Source organism: Streptomyces tricolor (assembly GCF_002155905.1).
Classification (GTDB): Bacteria; Actinomycetota; Actinomycetes; order Streptomycetales; family Streptomycetaceae; genus Streptomyces; species Streptomyces tricolor.
On record NZ_MUMF01000525.1, the window covers coordinates 1 to 15,254 of the forward strand.

At 72.2% G+C, this 15,254-nt stretch carries 13 protein-coding genes; 8 read left to right on the forward strand and 5 right to left on the reverse strand.

The window, feature by feature from the left end:
- Positions 1-221 precede the first annotated feature (221 nt).
- A complete protein-coding gene (gene serA, locus CCN44_RS32440) occupies positions 222-1,811 on the forward strand; it encodes a phosphoglycerate dehydrogenase (protein WP_059252753.1) in 1,590 nt (529 codons plus the stop codon).
- A gap of 74 nt (positions 1,812-1,885) precedes the next feature.
- On the opposite strand, the gene CCN44_RS32445 is transcribed toward serA, so the two are convergent.
- Positions 1,886-3,400, reverse strand: coding sequence for an MFS transporter (locus CCN44_RS32445; RefSeq protein ID WP_086701725.1), 1,515 nt, complete (start codon positions 3,398-3,400; stop codon positions 1,886-1,888).
- A 161-nt stretch (positions 3,401-3,561) separates the two neighbouring features.
- Between CCN44_RS32445 and CCN44_RS32450 the strand changes: the two genes are divergently transcribed.
- On the forward strand, positions 3,562-4,146 hold the full coding sequence (locus CCN44_RS32450) for a TetR/AcrR family transcriptional regulator (RefSeq protein WP_086701728.1): 585 nt from the start codon (positions 3,562-3,564) through the stop codon (positions 4,144-4,146).
- A 327-nt stretch (positions 4,147-4,473) separates the two neighbouring features.
- On the opposite strand, the gene CCN44_RS32455 is transcribed toward CCN44_RS32450, so the two are convergent.
- The gene (locus CCN44_RS32455; protein ID WP_202430313.1) at positions 4,474-5,742 is read right to left on the reverse strand and encodes a PucR family transcriptional regulator; all 1,269 of its coding nucleotides are present in this window, start codon (positions 5,740-5,742) and stop codon (positions 4,474-4,476) included.
- Between the two features lie 164 nt (positions 5,743-5,906).
- Here CCN44_RS32455 and CCN44_RS32460 point away from each other — a divergent pair, with 164 nt between their 5' ends.
- The 3 genes from CCN44_RS32460 to CCN44_RS32470 all read left to right on the forward strand — a co-directional run bounded on the left by CCN44_RS32460 (position 5,907) and on the right by CCN44_RS32470 (position 9,725).
- Entirely contained in the window at positions 5,907-6,833 is a 927-nt protein-coding gene (locus CCN44_RS32460) for a proline dehydrogenase family protein (RefSeq protein WP_059252757.1), read from the forward strand.
- Between the two features lie 39 nt (positions 6,834-6,872).
- On the forward strand, positions 6,873-8,504 hold the full coding sequence (gene pruA, locus CCN44_RS32465; RefSeq protein ID WP_059252758.1) for an L-glutamate gamma-semialdehyde dehydrogenase: 1,632 nt from the start codon (positions 6,873-6,875) through the stop codon (positions 8,502-8,504).
- Between the two features lie 288 nt (positions 8,505-8,792).
- Entirely contained in the window at positions 8,793-9,725 is a 933-nt protein-coding gene (locus CCN44_RS32470) for a hypothetical protein (protein WP_086701731.1), read from the forward strand.
- Positions 9,726-9,916: 191 nt separating this feature from the next.
- Here CCN44_RS32470 and CCN44_RS32480 read toward each other — a convergent pair whose 3' ends face one another.
- Complete coding sequence (locus CCN44_RS32480) at positions 9,917-10,789, reverse strand: alpha/beta fold hydrolase (protein ID WP_086701738.1); 873 nt, start codon at positions 10,787-10,789, stop codon at positions 9,917-9,919.
- Between the two features lie 37 nt (positions 10,790-10,826).
- On the opposite strand from CCN44_RS32480, the gene CCN44_RS32485 reads away from it, so the two are divergent.
- Positions 10,827-11,399, forward strand: a complete 573-nt coding sequence (locus tag CCN44_RS32485) for a GNAT family N-acetyltransferase (RefSeq protein ID WP_414820533.1) — start codon at positions 10,827-10,829, stop codon at positions 11,397-11,399.
- A 7-nt stretch (positions 11,400-11,406) separates the two neighbouring features.
- On the opposite strand, the gene CCN44_RS32490 is transcribed toward CCN44_RS32485, so the two are convergent.
- Positions 11,407-12,396, reverse strand: a complete 990-nt coding sequence (locus tag CCN44_RS32490) for an NADP-dependent oxidoreductase (RefSeq protein ID WP_086701745.1) — start codon at positions 12,394-12,396, stop codon at positions 11,407-11,409.
- A 104-nt stretch (positions 12,397-12,500) separates the two neighbouring features.
- Here CCN44_RS32490 and CCN44_RS32495 point away from each other — a divergent pair, with 104 nt between their 5' ends.
- Together CCN44_RS32495 and CCN44_RS47520 are read left to right on the forward strand one after the other, a co-directional pair.
- Positions 12,501-13,415, forward strand: a complete 915-nt coding sequence (locus CCN44_RS32495; protein ID WP_086701748.1) for a LysR family transcriptional regulator — start codon at positions 12,501-12,503, stop codon at positions 13,413-13,415.
- Between the two features lie 224 nt (positions 13,416-13,639).
- A complete protein-coding gene (locus CCN44_RS47520; protein WP_086701751.1) occupies positions 13,640-13,771 on the forward strand; it encodes a hypothetical protein in 132 nt (43 codons plus the stop codon).
- A 46-nt stretch (positions 13,772-13,817) separates the two neighbouring features.
- Here the strand turns inward: CCN44_RS47520 and CCN44_RS32505 are convergent.
- On the reverse strand, positions 13,818-15,254 hold a 1,437-nt coding region (locus CCN44_RS32505), incomplete at its 5' end, for a purple acid phosphatase family protein (protein ID WP_086701754.1).

The following is a 15,254-nucleotide window of genomic DNA, read 5'->3' on the forward strand; positions in this document are numbered from 1 at the left end:
GGGGGGCACCGCCACGGGACTTCCGCACTGGACCCCGTACAAAATGGAGTTTCTCGTCCGGGTGATCCTTCCGCGGCGGCGTAATGCGCCTCCCGCCACGCCACTACACTTCTGCACAACACGCGTCAGGCCCACAGCGTCGTGCGTCTTCCGCGGCTAGCCCCCCTCCTCCGCCTGCGGCCGTCGGGACGGCCGTCCGCATCGCACATGTGAGGACTCACGTGAGCTCGAAACCCGTCGTACTCATCGCTGAAGAGCTGTCGCCCGCCACCGTCGACGCACTCGGTCCGGACTTCGAGATCCGGCACTGCAACGGAGCGGACCGCGCCGAACTGCTGCCGGCCATCGCCGACGTGGACGCGATCCTGATCCGCTCGGCCACCAAGGTCGACGCCGAGGCCATCGCCGCCGCGAAGCAGCTCAAGGTCGTCGCCCGGGCCGGCGTCGGCCTGGACAACGTCGACGTCTCCGCCGCCACCAAGGCCGGCGTGATGGTCGTCAACGCCCCCACCTCCAACATCGTGACCGCAGCCGAGCTGGCCTGCGGTCTCATCCTCTCCACCGCCCGCAACATCCCGCAGGCCAACGCCGCGCTGAAGAACGGCGAGTGGAAGCGGAGCAAGTACACGGGCGTGGAGCTGGCCGAGAAGACGCTGGGCGTGGTGGGCCTGGGCCGCATCGGTGCCCTCGTCGCGCAGCGCATGTCCGCCTTCGGCATGAAGGTCGTCGCCTACGACCCCTACGTGCAGCCCGCGCGGGCCGCGCAGATGGGCGTCAAGGTGCTCTCCCTGGACGAGCTGCTGGAGGTCTCCGACTTCATCACCGTCCACCTGCCCAAGACCCCCGAGACGCTCGGCCTGATCGGCGACGAGGCGCTGCGCAAGGTCAAGCCGACCGTGCGCATCGTCAACGCCGCGCGCGGCGGCATCGTGGACGAGGCGGCGCTGTACGCGGCGCTGAAGGAGGGCCGGGTCGCCGGCGCCGGCCTCGACGTGTACGCCAAGGAGCCGTGCACCGACTCCCCGCTCTTCGAGCTGGACCAGGTCGTGTGCACCCCGCACCTGGGCGCGTCGACGGACGAGGCGCAGGAGAAGGCCGGTATCGCCGTCGCCAAGTCGGTCCGCCTCGCCCTCGCCGGTGAGCTGGTGCCGGACGCCGTGAACGTCCAGGGCGGGGTCATCGCCGAGGACGTCAAGCCGGGCCTGCCGCTCGCCGAGCGCCTGGGCCGGATCTTCACCGCGCTCGCCGGTGAGGTCGCGGTCCGCCTCGACGTCGAGGTCTACGGCGAGATCACCCAGCACGACGTGAAGGTGCTGGAGCTGTCCGCGCTCAAGGGCGTCTTCGAGGACGTCGTCGACGAGACGGTGTCGTACGTCAACGCCCCGCTGTTCGCGCAGGAGCGCGGTGTCGAGGTGCGGCTGACCACCAGCTCCGAGTCCGCCGACCACCGCAACGTGGTGACCGTGCGCGGCACGCTGGGCACCGGCGAGGAGGTGTCGGTCTCCGGCACGCTGGCCGGTCCGAAGCACGTCCAGAAGATCGTCGCGGTCGGGGACTACGACGTCGACCTCGCCCTCGCCGACCACATGGTGGTGCTGCGCTACGAGGACCGTCCCGGTGTCGTCGGCACCGTCGGCCGCATCCTGGGTGAGGCGGGCATCAACATCGCCGGCATGCAGGTCGCCCGCGCGGCGGTGGGCGGAGAGGCGCTGGCCGTGCTGACCGTGGACGACACGGTGGGCTCCGCCGTGCTGGCCGAGGTGGCCTCCGAGATCGGTGCGACGTCCGCGCGCTCGGTGAACCTGGTCTGACCCGCCTGTGCACGAACGCCGGCCGGGCTGAGGATCCTCAGCCCGGCCGGCGTTTTTCCTGTGCCGGACAGGCCCTAGTCCTGTCCGGCCCCGGTCCTCCGCAGGCTCACCGCCGCGCCCGCCGCCGCCAGCACCAGCGTCACCGCGCCCGCGACGGCCGCCCCCCGCATGCCGCTGGTGAACGCCTCCCGCGCCGTGGCGAGCAGGGACGCGCCGGCCCGGCCGGGCAGGCCGGCCGCGTCGGCCAGGGCGCCGCCCAGGGTCTCGCGGGCCTCGGCCGGAGCCGTGGCCGGCATCTCGTGCCGGTACAGCGCCGTACCGACGGAGCCCAGGACCGCCATGCCGAGCGCGCCGCCGAACTCGGTGCCGGTCTCCAGGAGGGAGGAGGCCGTGCCCGCCCGCTCCACCGGCGCGCCGCTCATCGCCAGGTCGGTCAGCTGGGACATCACCATGACCGCACCGCAGGCCAGAAGGCCGGCCGCGGCCAGCACCCGCCACAGGGAGTCGGTGCCGGCGCCGGCGAGCAGGGCGAAACCGGCCGCGCTGACCGCGAAGCCGGCGGCGACGACGTACCCGCGGTGGACGCCCCGCTGGACGAGCTGGGCGGTGACCGGTCCGGCGATCCCGATGAGCACCGACGGCAGCAGGCTCCACAGCGCCGCCGCCAGCGGGCTCTTGCCGAGGACCGACTGCAGGTACTGCGTGGTGAAGACGGCCGAGCCCATCATCCCGAACGCGGCGACCACGGTGAGCAACAGCGCCGGGGTGAAGCCGGGGCTCCGGACGAGGGCCGGCGGGATCAGCGGGGAGGCGCCGGCGCGCTGGCGGCGGACGAAGAGGGCCGCGCAGAGCAGGCCGAGGGCGAGGGAGAGGACGTACCGCGGCTGCCAGCCCTCGGACGGGATCTCCTTCAGGCCGTAGATCACGGGGAGCACGGCGGCCAGGGACAGCCAGGCGCTCGGCCAGTCGAAGCGGCCGGGGCCGGGGTTCTTCGACTCGGGCAGCAGCACCGGGCCGAGGACGAGCAGCAGCGCCATCGCGGGCAGGTTGACCAGGAACACCGAGCCCCACCAGAAGTGCTCGACCAGGACGCCGCTCATCACCGAGCCGAGGGCGACGCCGCCGGTCATCACCCCCGACCACAGTCCGATCGCCTTCGCCCGCTGGGCCGGGTCGGTGAACATCGTGCGCAGCAGGGCCATCGTGGACGGCATCAGGGTCGCGCCGCCGATGCCGAGGATCGCGCGGGCCGCGATCAGGGTCTCGGCGCTGTTCGCGTACGCCGCGAGGAGCGAGGCGGCGCCGAAGGCCGCGGCCCCGGTCAGGAGGAGCCGGCGGCGGCCGACGCGGTCGCCGAGCGCGCCCATCGTCATCAGCAGGCCGGCCAGGACGAAGCCGTAGACATCGAAGATCCACAGCTGCTGGGTGCCGCTCGGCCGCAGGTCGGCGCTGATCGCGGGGGTCGCGAAGTAGAGGACCGAAACGTCCATCGAGACCAGCAGCAGCGGCAGCATCAGCACAGCGAGCGCGGTCCATTCCCGGCGTCCGGCGCGGACGGGGGCGGCGGCGCTCGTCAGGTTCGTCGTCATGCGGAGGACTGTACGGACGTCTTAAACGCTTGTCTAGGACGCTCGTCTTACTCGATCGTCTTACTCGATCGTCTAATTCATCCGTCTTATTCATCCGTCTTATTCATCTGTCTCATTCGTCTGTCTAGGACGGCTGTATGGATCGCGGGTAGGGTGGCGGCATGGGACACCGTGAGGATCTGCTGGAAGGCGCCAAGCGCTGCCTGCTGGAGAAGGGCTTCCTGCGCACGACCGCGCGGGACGTCGTCAGGGAGTCGGGCACCAACCTGGCGTCGATCGGCTACCACTACGGCTCGAAGGACGCGCTGCTGGTACGGGCGTACATCTCGCTGATCGAGGGCCTGGGGGAGCGGTTCGACCCGGGGCTCGACGGGGAGGTGACCGAGCCGCCGAGGTCGCTGGAGCGCTTCCAGGAGGTGTGGACCGGGATCCTGCGTACGGTCCCCGAGTCGCGGGCGATCTGGCTGCTCAGCTTCGAGCTGATGTTCCAGGACGAGCGGCTGGAGGAGGTGCGCACGCTGCTGGCCGAGGCGCAGCGGCAGGGCCGCGCGGGGCTCGCGGCGATGTTCACCGGCATCCCGGAGGCGGACCTCGACGAGGAGACGGTCGAGACCGAGGGCCGCCTCTACCAGACCCTTCTCAACGGCCTCATGGTCCAGTGGCTCTTCGACCCCGACTCGGCCACCACCGCCGAGCAGCTCACCGAGGGACTGCGGCGGACGGTCCGGGAGACCGCGCTCGGCTGAACCGCGTGCGGCCGGTCACCGGAGCGCGCCGGCCGCTGCGGTTCCGGGCCCGACGGTGCCCTGCTCTCCGTGGCGCGCTCACCGGTGCGGTGGCCGCCGGGCGGTGACGCGGGAGGGGGCCGCGGCTGGGGCCGTTTCAGTGCCGTGTGTGGCAGCAGGCGGTTCTCCCGCTCGCCGGGGAGCGCGCCGGCCGCTGCGGTTCCGGGCCCGACGGTGCCCTGCTCGTCCGCCCCGACGGCCACATCGGCGCCCGCTGGCCCGCGCGCCCGTCCGCCTACGACACGCTCCCCTGCGCGGTGCGGCCCCGGGCGGTGACGCGGGAGGGGGTCACAGCCGGGCCCGTTTCAGTGCCATGTGCAGCAGCAGGCGGTCCTCGCCGTCGTCCAGGTCCAGGCCGGTCAGCTGTTCCACCCGGGACAGCCGGTAGTAGAGCGTCTGGCGGTGGATGCCCAGCTCGGAGGCGGTGCGGCCGGCCTGCCCGGCGCAGTCGAGATAGACCTCGGCGGTGCGGGCCAGCTCCCGGTGCGCGGGGGAGAGGAGCGGGGCGACCACGCGGTCGTGCGCGGCATCCGGCGGCAGCGCGGTCAGCAGCCGGTACGCCCCGATCCGCGCCCACTCCGCCACCGGCGCGAACCGCGGCTCGGCCAGCGCGGCCCGCGCCGCCGCCGAGGCCTCCTGCCAGACCGTGGCCAGCTCGGTGAGGCCGGTGCGCGGCTCGCCGACCCCCGCCGCGCAGCCGGTGCCCGCGGCCCCCGCGGTGAAGCCCGCGGCGACCGCCGCCGCCACCCGCGCGCCGGCCCCGCGCGCCGCGCCGCGGGCCGTTCCGGCTTCCTTCAGCAGCCGGGTGGCCGCCGCCAGCGCGGGGCCGCTGGTCTCGGTGGTCCGCAGCCGCACCAGCAGCGCCAGGCTCTGCCCCGACGGCCCCCACGGCAGCGTGCACAGCGCCGCGGCGTGCGGGATCGTACGGGCGGCCGGGGCGTCGTCCGGGTCGGCCGACGGCCAGGGGGCGACGCAGACCAGGGTGTGCGGGCCGTCCGCGCGCGGCCCCAGGGCGGTGCGCAGGTCGGCCACCGCCATGTCCTGCTGCCAGCCGTGTTCCGCGGTGAGCACCGCCCGCAGCTCCCGGCTGAGCCCCGCCCCGGCCTCCGCCTCGTCGGCCAGCAGCGCGCCGATCCGGCCCGCGACCCCCATGGCGGCGGCCAGCTGGACGTCGGTCGGCCCCGGGTCGCCGTCCAGCAGCCAGACGTACCCGAGGACCACGCCCCGATGACGGACCGGCAGGCAGATCCGGCCGCGGTAGACACCGGCCTCGGTGCTCGCCGGGATGCGGACCGGTCCGGTCGCGCGGGTGATGCCGAACCCCTCGAACCAGGCCCGGACCGTGGCGGTGGAGCGCCGGGTCAGGATCGAGCGGGTGCGCACCGGGTCCAGCGCGGACGGGTCCAGCTCGTCCTCGCTGTCGTAGGCGCCGAAGGCGATCAGCTCGAAGTCGCGGTTCTCCAGGGTCGCGGGCGCGCCCAGCAACTCGGAGATCTCGTCCACCAGCTCCTGATAGTCCGCCTTGAATTCAGCCGCCACTCGGGCATTCTCCCCCATTCCCCGGCCGCCTTCATACATCTGTCTGAGATCCCGGGCACGGATGCGTGACAGCTGTCGATGGCCGACGATCGGAGAGATCCTTAGGTTTCACGGTGGTTCTCCGTGCCGTACCCGAATGGTCGGGTGATGGCCGTTTCGGTGCTTGTCTGTGGAGGTGCCCCGTGCTGGGTCCCGTGATTCTCGCCGCGTCGCGCAGCGACCGGATGCGACGCCTGATCTCGGCGGCCCCGGTGACCAAGCAGGTCGTCGACCGCTTCATCCCCGGCGAGACCGTGGCCGACATCGTCCCGATCATCAAGGACCTGACGGCCAAGGGCCTGGAGCTGACGATGGACGTCGTCGGCGAGGACATCACCACGCCCGAGCAGGCCACCGCCGCCCGGGACGCCTACCTGGAGCTGATCGACCACCTGGGTCGGCTGGAGCTGGGCGAGAGGGTCGAGATGTCGGTGAAGCTGTCGATGTTCGGCCAAGCCCTCCCCGGCGGCCACGAGCTGGCCCTCGCCAACGTCCGGCCGGTGGTCGAGGCCGCCGCCGCCATCGGTACGACGGTGACGCTCGACGCCGAGGACCACACCACCCTGGACTCGATGTTCGCCATCCACGAGGAGCTGCGGAAGGACTTCCCGCAGACCGGCTGCGTCATCCAGGCCTACCTCTTCCGCACCGAGGCCGACGCCCGCCGCCTCGCCGAGTCCGGCAGCCGCGTCCGCCTGGTCAAGGGCGCCTACAAGGAGCCCGCCGAGGTCGCCTACCAGCAGAAGCACGAGATCGACAAGGCCTACGTGCGCATTCTGCGGACGCTGATGGAGGGCGAGGGCTACCCGATGATCGGGTCGCACGACCCGCGCCTCATCGCCATCGCACAGGAGCTGGCCCACAAGGCCGGCCGTAAGCTCGATGAGTACGAGTTCCAGATGCTGTACGGCATCCGCAGCGACGAGCACCTGCGGCTGGCCGCCGAGGGCCACCGCATGCGCGTCTACACCGCCTACGGCACCGACTGGTACGGCTACTTCATGCGCCGCCTGGCGGAGAAGCCGGCCAACCTCCGGTTCTTCCTCCGTTCCATGGTCAGCAAGGGCTGAGCCCGCACACCCGCTCACGTACAAGGAGTTACGGATCTCATGGACGCTGTGACCCAGGTCCCCACCCCCGTCAACGAGCCGGTGCACGGCTACGCCCCCGGCTCGCCCGAGCGTGCCCGGCTGGAGGTCAAGCTCAAGGAGCTGGCCGAGAACCCGATCGACCTGCCGATGACCATCGGCGGCGAGAAGCGGATGGGCGGCGGCGAGCCGTTCCAGGTGGTCCAGCCGCACAACCACAAGTCCGTCCTCGGCACCGGCCGCCACGCCACCCAGCAGGACGCCCGGGACGCCATCGACGCGGCCCTGGCCGCCGCGCCGGCCTGGCGCGCGATGTCCTTCGACGACCGCGCCGCGATCATCCTGCGCGCCGCCGAGCTGCTGGCCGGCCCGTGGCGCGAGACGATCGCCGCCTCCACCATGCTGGGCCAGTCCAAGACCGCCCAGCAGGCGGAGATCGACACGCCGTGCGAGCTGGTCGACTTCTGGCGTTTCAACGTCCACTACGCCCGCCAGATCCTGGCCGAGCAGCCCCCGGCGAACTCCCCGGGCGTGTGGAACCGGCTGGACCACCGCCCGCTGGAGGGCTTCGTCTACGCGATCACGCCGTTCAACTTCTCGGCGATCGCCGGCAACCTGCCCACCGCCCCCGCCCTGATGGGCAACGTGGTGGTCTGGAAGCCGTCCCCGACCCAGACCCACGCGGCCGTCCTCCTCATGCAGCTGCTGGAGGAGGCGGGCCTGCCCAAGGGCGTCATCAACCTCGTCACCGGCGACGGCATCGAGGTCTCCAAGGTCGCCCTGGAGCACCGGGACCTCGCGGGCATCCACTTCACCGGTTCGACCAAGACCTTCCAGTACCTGTGGAAGACGGTCGGCAACAACATCGAGAAGTACCGCTCCTACCCGCGTCTGGTCGGCGAGACCGGCGGCAAGGACTTCCTCGTCGCCCACCCCTCGGCCGACCGCGCCATCCTGAAGACGGCCCTCACCCGGGGCGCCTTCGAGTACCAGGGCCAGAAGTGCAGCGCCACCTCCCGCGCCTACATCCCGGCCTCCATCTGGAACTCGGGCTTCAAGGAGGAGTTCGCGGCCGAGGTCGACTACCTGACCATGGGTGACGTCACCGACCTGTCGAACTTCATCGGCGCCGTCATCGACGACCGCGCGTTCGCCAAGAACAAGGCCGCGATCGACCGCGCCAAGCAGGACCCGACCTGCACCATCGTCGCGGGCGGCAGCTACGACGACTCGGTCGGCTACTTCGTCCGCCCGACCGTCATCGAGTGCACCGACCCGGAGAACGAGGTCTTCACCACCGAGTACTTCGGCCCGATCCTCGCGGTGTACGTCTACGAGGACGACAAGTACGACGAGATGCTGACCCAGATGGAGTCGGTCTCCGACTACGCCCTGACCGGCTCGGTCATCGCCAACGACCGTGCCGCCGCGGCCTACACGATGGAGAAGCTCCGCTTCGCCGCGGGCAACTTCTACATCAACGACAAGTCGACCGGCGCCGTCGTCGGCCAGCAGCCCTTCGGCGGCGGCCGGGCCTCCGGCACCAACGACAAGGCCGGCGCCCCCCAGAACCTCCAGCGCTGGACCCTGACCCGCGCCATCAAGGAGACCCTGGTCCCGCCGACCGACTACACCTACCCGCACATGGGCTGACCTCCAGCCCCCCGACCACGGGCCGGGAAGTCCGACCACGATCGGACTCCCCGGCCCGTCGCCATTCCGCCCGCGACGACCGAGCCCACCGGAACGAACTCCGGGTCGAGACGCTGTTTCCCTTGCTACTCTGGGATGGCGTCGGCAGGCAGACGTGTTCCTTGTACTCGGGGTCCCGGCAACCCCGAGGGGATCGAAGGGCTCTCGCGAACCCACCTGTACTCCACGGAAGCTGTCAGGATGTACGCCTCTCCTCAGTGACCATGCCGGGAGGTCGCAGGAGGACGTATGTCCAAGAAGCAGGACAACTTCGGACGTGCCGCGCGGGCCTGCCACCGTGCTACCGGTGTGCAGTACAACCGTTGTTGGGAATGGGCTCAGACCGGCCGCATCTCCCGACGGCTGCCCGTACCCGACGCGCGCTCTCCCGAACAGCGGCGATTCGAGGCGCTGATCGCGCACACGTTGACCGATCCCCTTCGTGACGGCCAGCTCGACGGGGCTGTTCTGGGATTCCAAGGGGCTCTCCCGGACGGTGACCGCCTCACGCTCTCTCTGCATCCCACGATGGCGAACGTCGTCGTGGCCGCACTGCTGCCGCGCTTCGATGCGTTCTACGGAGGGATCCGTGGTGTTCCAGGGCTGAGACTGGAACGCCGGCACGGCGCATGGGCGCTGGTCGACGCGACGAGTTCGGCAGTGGTCTGTCTGAGGCACGCCGACCCGGGGTGGCAGCCGTCGTTGCCCGGTCGCGACAGGGGCATCACGCGCATCTGGGCCGACGCACCGACCCGGCTCTCACGTCCCGAGGGCGACGAGCTTGCCGAGTGGGTGAGTGACGGGAGGACGCGCCCCCGGGCCGCCGCGCGTGATCTGCTGTTCAGCCGGGTGCTTCGCAGGCCCCTCTTGATCAACACGGCAGCCCGGTCTCACGGTTGGGCCAACACCTATACACACCACACCCATGACATCGTCATCGAGTGGTGCTGCGGGGTGCCTGCCACGGACGTTGCCGACGCGTTGCGCCGAAGCGGTATGACGGCGGAGCGGGAGGGCGTCGACAGCAGCCCCAGTGGCCACCGCGAACCACACCCCGAGCGGATCGATCTCGGTGACGCCTCGATTGTTCTGAGATGTCTGCGGGCCAGCTGGTGCCGAGGAGAAACGGGGGAACTCGGTCTCGCAGCAGTCGCCACCGAGATCCGCAGGCGGTACGAGTGACAGCCCTGGAGATGGCCGGTGTCCTGGTGTTGCTGCTCGGCGTTCTCCTGGCGCTGGCGAAGGTGTGCCGCGATCTGCTGATCATGAGACAGCTGAGGGCCGTTCTCTCCGACTGTTCGCCGGAGGAACGCGTTCGGATCTGCTTGCACTTGGCGTGCGCACTGCACGGAACCGGCTGGAGCCCGGGTGTGTCAGGGCAGGCGGCGGGTGAGGAAGTCCCTCATCAGTGAGGCGATCTGGTCCGCGTGGGTCTCCAGGGCGAAGTGGCCCGTGGGCAGCAGGTGGATCTCCGCCTCGGGGAGGTCCCGGCGGAAGGCGAGTGCGCCCTCCGGGACGAAGATCTCGTCGTGCGCGCCCCAGACCGCGAGCAAGGGGACCCGGCTCTCGCGGAAGTAGGCGTGGAAGGCCGGGTACAGGGCGAAGTTGCTGCCGTAGTCGGAGATCAGGTCGAGCTGGATCGCGGTCTGGCCGGGGCGGGCGAGCCGGGCGGCGTCGTGCTCGTAGGCGTCCGGGCTGACCAGGCTCGGGTCCGGGACACCGTGCAGGTACTGCCACTTGACGCCGTCCGGGGTGTAGATCTCCCGCACGGGCGCCTCGGTCTCCGGCGTGCGTCTCTCGATCAGCGCCAGCACCGGCGCCCACGCCTCGGCGCCGAGCCCTTCCTCGTAGGCGTTGCCGTTCTGCGTGACGACGGCCGTCACCCGGTCGGGACGGGCGAGGGCGAGTCTGAGGCCGATCGGGGCGCCGTAGTCCTGGATGTAGAGGGCGTACCGCTCCAGGCCGAGCAGCTGGGTGAACTCCTCCGTGACCGCCGCGAGTTCGTCGAAGGTGTACCGGAAGACGGAGGCGTCCGGCGCCGCCGACCGGCCGAACCCGATGTGGTCCGGGGCGATCACCCGGTAGCCGTCGGCGAGCAGCGGGATCAGGTCGCGGAACATGTGCGAGCTGCTCGGGAAGCCGTGCAGAAGCAGCAGGACGGGGGCGTCGGCGGGGCCGGCCTCGCGGTAGTACACGTCGAGGCCGCGGACGGTCACGGTGCGGTGGTGGATCCGGTGAGTGGGCATGGCGGCAGTCCAGCACGGTCATGCCTAACTGGTCAAGATGATTTTAGAGGTTAGATGCGATACTGGGGGCATGACCATCGACCTCCGCCTCGCCCACACCGCCGACCTCGACCCCGACGAACTCCGTGCCGTACGCGCCCTGTTGGACGACGCGTTCGACGGGGACTTCTCGGACGAGGACTGGGAGCACGGGCTGGGAGGCATGCACGCGCTGCTCCGGGACGGTGCCGGGCTCGCCGCGCACGGTGCCGTCGTGATGCGCCGGGTGCGGCACCGGGGACGCTGGCTGCGCACGGGATACGTGGAGGCCGTCGCGGTGCGGGCCGACGTGCGGCGCACCGGGCTCGGCGGGCGGGTGATGGCCGAGCTGGAGCGGGTGATCGACCGGGCCTACCAGCTCGGCGCGCTGTCCGCGAGCGACGAGGGCGCCCTGCTGTACACGGCCCGGGGCTGGCAGCGGTGGCCCGGTCAGGTGCACGCCCTGTCGCCGGACGGGATCGTGCGCATGCCGGAGGAGGAAGGGGACGTCTTTCTGCGGCCCGCCCTCGCCGGCCCGCTGGACCCGGCCGGCGAGCTGGTCTTCGACTGGCGGGACGGCGACGTCACCTGACGGCACGTCAGGCGCGGACCAGGATCTTCCCGATGTTGCCGCCGCGCAGCATCAGCAGGAACGCCTCCACGATCCGCTCGAACCCGTCGAGCACGGTCTCGTCCGCCACCAGCGCCCCGCTGCGCAGATGCGGTACGGCGAAGTCGTACAGCTCCTCCTGCGCGTCCCGGTGGTGCTTCACCAGGAAGCCCTCGATGCGCAGGCTCTTCTCCACCACCTCGGCGTGGTCGAAGAGCACCGGGGGCGCGTCCGGGGTGTTGTACTGGCTGATCGTGCCGACCCGCACCACCCGGCCCCGCTCGCGCAGCGCGCCGATCGCCGCGCCGAGCTGCTCCCCGCCGACGTTGTCCACGAAGACGTCGATGCCGGCGGGGGCGGCCTCGGCGAGCAGGCCGGCGACCGGGGCGGAGCGGTAGTCGAAGGCCGCGTCGTAACCGGCGTGCTCCGTCACGTACCGCACCTTCTCCGGGCTGCCGACACTGCCGGTCACGCGGCCCGCGCCGAGCAGCCGGGCGAAGCGGCCGGTCGCCGTGCCCACCCCGCCCGCGGCGCCGGAGACGAACAGGTCCTCGCCCGCCCGCAGCCGGGCGATCCGGGTGAGGGCGATGTACGCGGTCAGGCCGGTGCCGCCGAGGATGCCCAGGTGGGCCGAGAGCGGGACGCCGGGGTGGTGCGGGATCCGGCGGACCTCCTCGGGGCGGACCACCGCGTGGGTGCGCCAGCCCTGCCGGTGGAAGACGATCTCGCCCTCGCGCAGGTCCGGGGTGCGGGAGGCCGTCACCCGGCCCAGCGTGCGGCCCTCCAGCGGGGCGTCCAGCGCGAAGCCGCCGTCCATCAGTTCGCGGTGGTACGGGTCCACCGACCAGTACAGGTTCTCGACCAGGGCGGTGCCGGGCGCCGGTGCGGGGACCGGGGACTCGGCGAAGCGGAAGTGGGCGGCGGTCGGGAAGCCGGCGGGGCGGGCGGTCTGGTGCACGGTGAGCGCGGTCTCGGTCATGGGACGGGACCGTACGGAGGAATCCCCGGCGCGGGCGAAGGGTTGGGCTCATGGAACGGGCCGGTCCATGAAACCGGCTCATAGCAGCAGGTGGGAGACCCCGAGTGAGCGCAACCGATCTTGCCCCGCAGGAGCTTCGCATCCTCGTCGCCGTGGCCGAGGAGGGCGGTTTCTCCAGCGCCGCCGCCCGGCTCGGGGCCACCCAGTCCGCCGTCTCCCACGCCGTCCGCGGCATCGAACGCAAGCTGGGCGCCGTGCTGTTCGAGCGCGGCCGGTTCGGCGCCCGGCCCACGCCCGCCGGGGAGCGGGCCGCCGCCCACGCGCGCCGCGTGCTGCGCCTGCTGGAGGCGATGGCCGCCGACGTCCGGCGCGCGGACACCGGCGAGGTCGCCGGCCGGCTGCGGGTCGCCGCGTTCCGCAGCGCGGCCCTCCACCTGCTGCCGCCCGCCCTGGACCGGCTGGCCGCCCTGCACCCCGGCGTCGAGGTGACCGTCACCGTCGTGCGCGAACTGGGCCCGGGCACCGCGGGCGAGGTCGCCGCCGGCCGGGCCGACCTCGGCATCGCCACCCTCGGCAGCCCGGCGGCGCTGCCCCCCGGGCTGGTCGGCGGGGTGCTGCTGGAGGAGCCGTACTCCCTGGTGCACCCGGTCGGGCACCCGGAGCCGCGCTCCCTGCCGCTCGTCGACTGGACGGAGAACTGCGGCTCCTACACCCGTGACTGGTGGGCCGCCCAGGACTGGATCCCGGCGGCGACGGTCACCGCCGAGGACGACGGGGCGGTGCTGTCCATGGTGGGCAGTGGACTCGGCATGGCGATCATGCCCGCGCTGTCGCTCACCGACGCCCCGCCCTCGGTGCGGATCACCGACCTCGGGCCGGACCGGCCGTACCGCTGCGTCGGCTACGCGACCACCCCCGAACTGGCCGCCACCACCCCCGTGCAGGCCCTCGTCCGGATCCTGCGCTCCCTCGGACGGAGTACCCCCGAACGCGCGAAGCCCCAGCTCAGGGCGGTGTGACCCGGTCCACCGTCTCAGATAGTAGGAAGTCCGAGTAATTGTGCAGACAGACGCGGGCCGCTCCCCTAATTTGAAAGGAGCCGAACGTCTCGCTCCATCCAGCGAATGGCGGTCGTGAGCCGGGCCCCGTGCAGGCAACCCCTGCGGCCGTGGCTTCCCGCCTCTTCCGGCGTCTCGTACCCCCCAACTGCCGTGCTCCACGTATGCCCAAGGAGTCGATCGCCATGGCCGAGACGACCGTCCGCCGCCGAGTCCGCCACGTGACCCGCACGAGCGAGTCCGACCGCAAGAACGCCGCCGCCGCCCTCCAGCGCGCCCTGGACCGCCGGGACAACGGCGGCGCGACCGGCCACTGAGCCGGACCACCGGCCGGGAGCCGCATCCCGCGGGTGCGGCGCGGCCTCACCCGCCGCGCCGCACCTCGAAATGGTCGATCCGCCGCCCGTCCTGCGCCAGCGCCGACACCGCGAGCCGCGGCGACGCGCCCGCCCGCACCTCCACCGACAGCAGCGAGAAGCCGGTGTAGCGCACCCGCGACCACTCCACGGTCTCCGGCGCCCGGTCCCCGCCCTTCGCCCAGGCGAAGGTCCGCACGGGCTCGTGCCGGGTGAGGTGACCCTCGTAGCTGTCCCGCACGCCCGAGGGGAAGCCGTACAGGTCACGGCCGCCACCGCCCGCCGTGACGTACACGGTGCCGTCCCGGCCGGGGTCGGTGGAGCCGCCGACGGGCACCGCCCGGCCGACCCGTCCGGCCCTGATCGCGTCCGTGCGCTCGTACACGTGGTTGTGCCCGTTGATCACCAGGTCCACCTGGTGCTTCGCGAACAGCGGCAGCCACTCCCGGCGGACGCCCCCGTCCGAGGCGTGCTGCGAGGTGGAGTAGGCGCAGTGGTGGAAGAAGACGACCACGAAGTCGATGCCGTCGTCCGCGCGCAGCCGCCGCAGCGTCCGGTCCAGCCAAACCGTCTGCCGGCCGCCGCTGTTGCCGAGGTTGGCGGGGATCTCGTACGACACGTCGTTGGCGTCCAAAGCGACGAAGCCGGCGTTGCCGTAGGTGAAGGCGTAGGCGCCCGGGGTGCCGTGCGGGTCGAAGCCGGTCTCCGGCAGGGAGAACCGGGCCAGCTGGCCGCCGTAGCCGTCCGGCGAGTACCAGGCCTCCATGTCGTGGTTGCCGGTCGTCACCATCCACGGCACGGACCGCGCGACCGGCTCGTTCTGCTTCAGGAACAGGTCCCAGGAGGCGGGGTCGTAGCCGTCGGTCGGCCGGCCCGTGCCGCTTGCGTCCGCGTAGCAGATGTCGCCCGCGTGCAGATGGAAGGCGGGCTTCTGCCGCAGCAGCAGACCGTCGTTCGCCTGCGCCGCCCGGCCCACGCCCTGGTCGCCGAAGGCCGTGAACACGAAGCGCTCCGGACGCGCGGGCGCGGTGCGGAAGGAGGCGAGGGACGCGCGGTGGGCGGGCGCGGCGGGGTCCCAGCCGTCGTGGCCGACACCGTAGTAGTACGTCGTCCCGGGCGCGAGGCCGTCCACGGCCGCGTGCACGTAGTACTGCTCCAGCGCCGGCCGCACCCCGCGTACCCCGGGCGTGTGCAGCGGGCGCAGCTCGGCCGCGATCCGGCGCCCGAGGTCGTCGGGGCGCAGGCCGACGCGCACGTACGGCCGCCGCACCGCGGACGGCACCTGCCAGGAGATCCGCATCCGGCTGCGCGGGTCGGGGCCGAAGGCGAGATGACGGCCGAACGGGCGGACGGCCCAGCCGGGCGCCCGCGAGGCGAGCGGCGCCGGCCGCCCGGCGGACGCGGTGCCGCAGCCGGTCAGCAGACCGCCCGCCACCGCGCCCGC